General features: G+C 44.9%; 7 protein-coding genes. 1 reads left to right on the top strand and 6 read right to left on the bottom strand.

Annotated elements, in window-relative coordinates; translation table 11 throughout:
* Positions 1-154: 154 nt before the first annotated feature.
* Positions 155-547: a hypothetical protein gene (locus tag IQQ51_RS20650; RefSeq protein ID WP_017060956.1), complete on the bottom strand. Its 393-nt coding sequence runs from the start codon at positions 545-547 to the stop codon at positions 155-157.
* Between the two features lie 220 nt (positions 548-767).
* On the opposite strand from IQQ51_RS20650, the gene IQQ51_RS20645 reads away from it, so the two are divergent.
* Positions 768-1,568, top strand: coding sequence for a DUF2982 domain-containing protein (locus tag IQQ51_RS20645; protein WP_193841990.1), 801 nt, complete (start codon positions 768-770; stop codon positions 1,566-1,568).
* Between the two features lie 113 nt (positions 1,569-1,681).
* On the opposite strand, the gene IQQ51_RS20640 is transcribed toward IQQ51_RS20645, so the two are convergent.
* From IQQ51_RS20640 to IQQ51_RS27450, 5 genes are all read right to left on the bottom strand, one after another.
* The gene (locus IQQ51_RS20640) at positions 1,682-2,335 is read right to left on the bottom strand and encodes an MBL fold metallo-hydrolase (protein WP_050643845.1); all 654 of its coding nucleotides are present in this window, start codon (positions 2,333-2,335) and stop codon (positions 1,682-1,684) included.
* Between the two features lie 205 nt (positions 2,336-2,540).
* Positions 2,541-3,089: a YcbK family protein gene (locus IQQ51_RS20635; RefSeq protein ID WP_193841989.1), complete on the bottom strand. Its 549-nt coding sequence runs from the start codon at positions 3,087-3,089 to the stop codon at positions 2,541-2,543.
* A gap of 198 nt (positions 3,090-3,287) precedes the next feature.
* Positions 3,288-4,826: a L,D-transpeptidase family protein gene (locus IQQ51_RS20630; protein WP_193841988.1), complete on the bottom strand. Its 1,539-nt coding sequence runs from the start codon at positions 4,824-4,826 to the stop codon at positions 3,288-3,290.
* An 80-nt stretch (positions 4,827-4,906) separates the two neighbouring features.
* Positions 4,907-6,013, bottom strand: a complete 1,107-nt coding sequence (locus tag IQQ51_RS20625) for a DUF1513 domain-containing protein (protein ID WP_193841987.1) — start codon at positions 6,011-6,013, stop codon at positions 4,907-4,909.
* Positions 6,003-6,437 (bottom strand): imelysin family protein (locus IQQ51_RS27450; RefSeq protein ID WP_322632760.1); only part of this gene is annotated, 435 nt, incomplete at its 5' end. The genes IQQ51_RS27450 and IQQ51_RS20625, both read right to left, overlap by 11 nt.

The raw sequence follows: 6,437 nt of genomic DNA, 5'->3' as shown, positions 1-6,437 counted from the left end.
TATTGAGCCTAGGTTTAGGCTTGAGTTTAGATTTGGGCTTGGGCTTGGGCTTGGGCTTGGGCTTGGGCTTGGGCTTGGCATAATGTGCCAGATACAAAAAAGCCTCGAAAATCGAGGCTTAAAAACTTAACGAAGCGAATGTAATCCCACAGGATTAGATAGCTTTGTAGATAACCTTGTTACCTGCTAGCTGCTCTTTCGCTACTAGGTTTTCTTCAAGAAGTTTTTTCAATGCGCCTGTTGCCCATGAAGCTGCTTTCGCGTCTTCTTGACCAGCTTCTAGGCCGATACCTTTAGGGTTAATGCCTTCAGCATTGCTAACAACGATGTCTAGAACTTGTTGTTGCTTAGGAGTCAGTGCTACTGCAACTTCTTTAGTTGCTGCTACTGCTTTCTCTACCGCTGGTTTTGCTGCTACAGTTTTTTCTGCTACAACTTTCTCTGCGACAGGCTTCGCTTTTTTCGGCGTTGCCACTGCTTTAACTACAGCCGCTTTAGTGCGTTTCTGCAGTTTAGCCTGCACCTTACGCTTATGAGCAAGTCTCATTGAATATTTCTCCAGTTCACTGCTCTTTTCGCAGTGGTGAAAATTTGAAGCGCGATTTATACCAAAAAACAGGAGCTATTTGTAGAGTGAAGCGTCGAAAGTCGACGAAAAATACCGATATTGTCTACTAGCGTCTATTATTTAAACATCGACTTATCAATTCAGGGTCATATACACTGGTTATCCATCCAGACAAAAATATGAAAACTTGGTGTTGCCTATGGACACTCGTCACCTTACTAATTTCTCTTTGCCTTCATTCACTCGCTCGTACCGTATCCTCGCGGTTATTTTAGGCTTCGTTTGCTTTATCGTTGCGCTCTACAGTGACAATCCAAAGTTACTGATCGTGGGTGCTTTTTGCAGTATTGCGCTTCTGGGAACTGGCTACTATTTGATGCTGCGCAGCCGAGTGATGTTCACACTTACCCCGACTCATTTTCAGCAGCACTTTTACAAAGGGGGTTGGGTTTTAAAATGGAGTAACATCCAAAAAATTGGTCTTTGCACTTATGAACAAGATGGTTGGCATCAGCCCCTGCCGTGGGTCGGAATTAAGGTAAAAGATTACTCGCCCTACCTCGATTCGATTTGTCCTAAAATCACCTGTGAATTATTGCTCAGCCAACGAGCACTTTTGTACTTAGGAGCCAAACAAGCAGGCAAAGAGTCCAACTTTGAGGATATGGTTCTCGACTCATCGCATTACCACGCGCGTTGTACCGAAAACGGCGGTGTTGAATTAAGCCAATACAAAGAGTCGCAGAATACCGACGACGTTGATTTCAACAATAACCAATCACAAGACAACCTTGATTCACCGAATGAAACAAACAATCAAAACGCGGTGATTAAAGATTATTCTGGATTACAGGCGATGCTTGCCAACAGAATGAAGTATCAAAGAGGTTTCCACGGTTATGACATTTTCATATCAACCCATGATTTGAATATGAGTGGAGAAGAGTTTGTGGGGCTGGCTCGACGCTACTTGGCTGCCGCTGAACGCCTTTCTGATTAAGGTTTACCAGTAATAAGTTCACACGCAAAAAAAAGCTTAGCTTTCAGGACAAAAGCTAAGCTTCATTTTCAATCAATCGACACAAATAATCGGTCGGTAAATCAAAGATTTAATTAGTATAGAGGCATTTCATCTGCGACGAACGGGTTTGATGCGCGCTCGCGACCGAATGTCGATTCAGGACCATGGCCCGGAACGAATGTTACGTCACTGCCTAGTGGCCAAAGCTTAGTCTTGATTGAAGAGATCAGCGTATTGAAATCACCTTGTGGGAAATCAGTACGGCCAATTGCGCCGTTAAACAATACATCACCCACAAACGCTAAACGAGCTTGCTCACTGAACAGTACAACGTGACCTGGCGTGTGGCCCGGCGTGTGAATCACATCGATAACTTGATTACCAAAAGTGACTTTGTCGCCCTCTTCTAACCAAGTGTTCGGTTCAAAAGCTTTACACAGTGGGAAACCAAACATCTGACTTTGATTCTCTAGACCTTGTAGCCAGAAGTTGTCTGCCTTGTGTGGACCAACAATATTCACCTTCAAGATCTCAGCAAGTGGTACCGTGCCGCCAACATGATCTAAGTGACCGTGCGTCAATACCAAGTTCACCACCTTAACACCGAGTTCTTCAATGATAGCCGCGAGTTGTTGAACATCACCGCCCGGATCGACAACGATGCCTTCCATGGTTTCATCACACCACACAATCGAGCAGTTCTGAGAGAAAGAGGTAACAGGTACAACTTGATACTTAAGAGACATATACAAACCTTAAAGAGCGAATCTGGTGAACAACTCGAATATCGCTATGTTATTGGTAACAAACCCTGCAATAACAAACTAAACAGCAACAAACTGAGCAGCAATAAACCGAGTTATTAGAACAAACTGAAATTTGGGCAAACTATGACATTGGATGTCTACTTTGACAAGTGCCTACCGTATCACTCAATAACTCAACTTAGCGCTACCAGCTGCGGACTGGACCAGTATCGATATGGATAAAGTTGCTACGCGCATAATAACCGACACCACCCGCGTTCAAGCTTTTCGCTACGTTTCTCAGCTCTTTAAGGTCAACACCATCGATACGGAAATCGATCGCTTTACCTAGCATGTGGTAACTCTTCTTTGCGACACCACTCGACTTAGAACGAAGGGCTTCATTAGTCGCCGGAGAACGATAACCAGAGATCACCTGAACTTCTTTTTGAATACCCAACACGTTTTGAATCTGAGTGATCTGATCAAACAGGTTCTTATCCATTGGGTGGATTTCATTGCGACGGAAATCGCGACACAGTTTGCTAAGGCGTGCCATCTCGTCACCAACATAGTTAGTGCCATCGAAATAACAAGTCTCTAATCGTTCACCAGTGTGAAGATTGTTCATGCTAATCGTTCTTGGTTGATCCGGGTATGAAGCAAAAGCGATAGAAGGAGTAAGAGAGGCGACAACAGCAGTACCACCAGCGTAAGTCAGAAACTGACGGCGTGAAAATAAACTTTGAGACATACAGCAAAAAAACCAATTAGATCGAACGAAAAATGCACGATACATAATGGAATTTGCTGCGTCAACGTACAAAAACCGCGCAAAACGTTAGTATTTGTAACCTTTACACGGTTAGTTATTGATACTCATTATAATTTTATCAATAGAAGCTTGGTTGTCATTTTTCGGTCAAGATCACCTTTATTGGTCATTTTTTAATCAACCACCCTCTTTATCATATTGGTAGATATCGCCGCGGTATTGTATACCTCCTTCTTCAAACAACACGGTTTGATAGATGATGTGCACTGGAATTCGCTTCTTGAGACGAACCTTGGTATTCGGGGCAAGGTTGCTATTTTGGTTCGGTACCTTCCTTACCTTGGTCGCAAACAACAACTCAGCCAGTTCTTCTGCATGCTCAACACGTATGCAACCTGAGCTATAAGCTCGGAAGTCGTCATTAAACAGACCTTTACTTGGTGTATCGTGCAGATAGATCGCGCGCTTATTGGGAGTGTTGAACTTATACAAGCCTAGTGCGTTGCGTGAGCCTGCCTGCTGACGCATTCGATATGGGAAAGAATTGAAGTTGATGGTCTGCCAATCTATCTCGGTGGTGTCGACGGTTTCCATTGAACGCCAACCGTCAATCACTTGGAAGTTGTTCGTTTCAAGATAGCTTTCGTCGGCTTTTACTTTGGGCAGGATGTCTTTGACCATGATTTTCCATGGCACGTTCCAAGTCGGGTTTAGAATGACCGAATCTAGGTTTATCTCTAAAAGCGGCGTTTTTCGCGATTTTCTGCCTACCACGACTTTAGACTCAAACACCTCTTCGCCATCTTCCCAATACTTCATGTCGAAACTCGGCACGTTAACAACAATGAGAGAGTCTCTGTCTCTTGGCCACAAACGAACACGTTCGGCATTCAGGGCCAATGAGGTTAATCGATCGTCAAAACCCATGTTGATCCACTTGATCGTGTCAGGGCCGATGATCCCATCGTCTGTAAGACCGTGCATACGCTGGAAGGACTTAATCGCCGTTTGCAGATCTCGATCGAACTTAGGGAAGTCGACCGCGATCATAGAGGTATCAACGCCGACCAATGCAATACGCTCAACCAAAGTCGCTTTGTCCGAGAGCGAGTCTCCCAAGCGTTTCAATCCTTTCTGTCTGTATCGTTCAATATTGAGTTCAGACGCGGTTTCCAACACGGAATAGGTTGCTTTGAATTGATCAAAATCCCCAACAGGCGGCGCGTAAGACAACACCATCTCTAATAAGTAATCATTAGCAACGCTGCTTTTCAGTCTCATCAAAATATGTGGCGAAGGTTGAGGCAATTTAGAATGCAACTTACCCGAGAAGTACCACTCTTTACCGGCAAGCGGCGCGTTTTCAACGTAGCTAAGATAATAGATAAAGGTATCAGTGAGTAAGATGTCTAACTCTTGCCATTGACGACGAGATTGATACTGGCGGATTTGCTTGAGTTGTCGTTCAAAAAGCGGTGCCATTTGCGCTTGTTCAAGAAGCGACAATTGGAACTCAAACGCTTTAACCAGCTCAGGAGAATCCCAAAGGATAGGCAGAGAAGTGTCTTGATAGATACTCTGTGTGAGCTCTGGATATATAAGCATGAAAGAGAGTTCTGAATCAGCCGGAATGAAGCGGCTCTCGTCAGAACTCGTATAGCTCCATGCATGCACAGAGACTAAAACTAGTAATCCACAGAAGTATTTCGCGAACATGCTTAACTCCATCATCAATCATCCCATAAGTATGGCAAAGATATAGGAGTAAGCATGTTATTTTTAAGCGGCTTTATAAATCAGATAGAACTCCAATGGTTATCCCACTGGACCGATGATTGCTGAGTTGATTTCTCATAAGGCTTGCGTTGGCTGACCACACTACCCGCCCCAGAGCTGAGTCGAAACTCTCCATCAAGTAACACGGCACCAGAGGCATCTGACAGCGCAGAAAGCTCGACTAATTCTTTGCTCTCTTTAGACCAAATACCGTAGCAACTCCCTCTTGGCGAGGTCGCGATAATCCAATCATCTGACGCCGCAATGCTTGCGATATAGTGATTAAATCTTGCCCATTGCTCAGGCTCAGCGTTCAGTGATTCAAACTGCCCGCCTTTGGTATGCATCGCCAAAAGCGAAGGATACTCGTCTGGCTCACCACGATATTGCTGACCACAAAGCACGGTTTCAGCACCATCATGGGCTAAGTGTCGAATACTCAGCTTCTTGTCTAGCAATTCAACCTGATCAAGCAACACACCTTCAGGAGAAACATAACTCAAACTCGGTTGCATGGAGTCCAAATTTTTCGGTGTTCTGCCATCAGTATGAACGCCACCAACGCCAATCGCGAGATTACCATCAGGCATGATGATCACTTCATGTGGGCCGATACCGAAACCAGTGAACTCCTCAACCTTACGATAGCCTTGCGCGACATCGTACACGCCAATTACGCCTTGGCTGCTGTCCGTTTTCCCTTCGGTGGCATACAGTAACTTACCATCCAATGAGTAAACGCCATGACCATAGAAGTGGCGGTTGTTACCTTTGACGACCATTTTGATCTGCTGACCACTTTTATAGTCAAACACCATAAAATAGTCACCAGGACGACGAGCAAAAACCACCGCATGTGATGATGTTGGGCAAATTGCTACGCCATGACCACGATCGGGGATCGGAAGTTGGCTCAGTGGCATACCAAATTCGTCAGCCACAACCGCTGAATATTGACCACGACCATTAAGAGCACAACCAATCAACTGGGGATCATTAGATGTGCTCATGCCATCCTTTCGAGTTGCCCCATCCTTTCGAGTCGCACACCCAAACGGAAGCAATGGAACAGCTGCACAACCCAGCGCAGCCTTGAGTAACGATCTTCGCGTATTATCAGTCACCATCGGTAGCATTAAATCCTATTACCACGCCAAGCTCTATCGCCACTTCTTCATGAATCAGGTACTTCAAACGTTCTAGTTTGTTGTATTGAGTCAGCACCTCTCGGTAGCCTTCTTTGCTCTGTAATAGAGTAAACAAGCTAGAGTCTGTAGGCCAAGTATCTAACGTTAGCGTGAACTGGGCAGCAACACGATCGGCAAGGTCATTTAAGCCCTTCTCTCTCAATAAATCATCAAGCCCATTACCTTCAGCTAGGTACAATTTCTCTAGCGCCGCTACGTTCGCTTTCAACTGAGTCATTGAGGTTTGAGCGCGCCATGATTCCGAGAAGTAAGGGCGGGGATGACCAATTTTAGCCATTGGGCGACTGAGCTTTTTCATGCTGTAATCAAGTTGGTTAGTTAGTAAAGCGATGTATTCAGATTC

The organism is Vibrio sp. OPT18 (assembly GCF_015163615.1).
GTDB lineage: Bacteria > Pseudomonadota > Gammaproteobacteria > Enterobacterales > Vibrionaceae > Vibrio > Vibrio coralliirubri.
The sequence above is the reverse complement of the archived record's forward strand: the minus strand, read 5'-3'. Positions and strand labels throughout refer to the sequence as shown.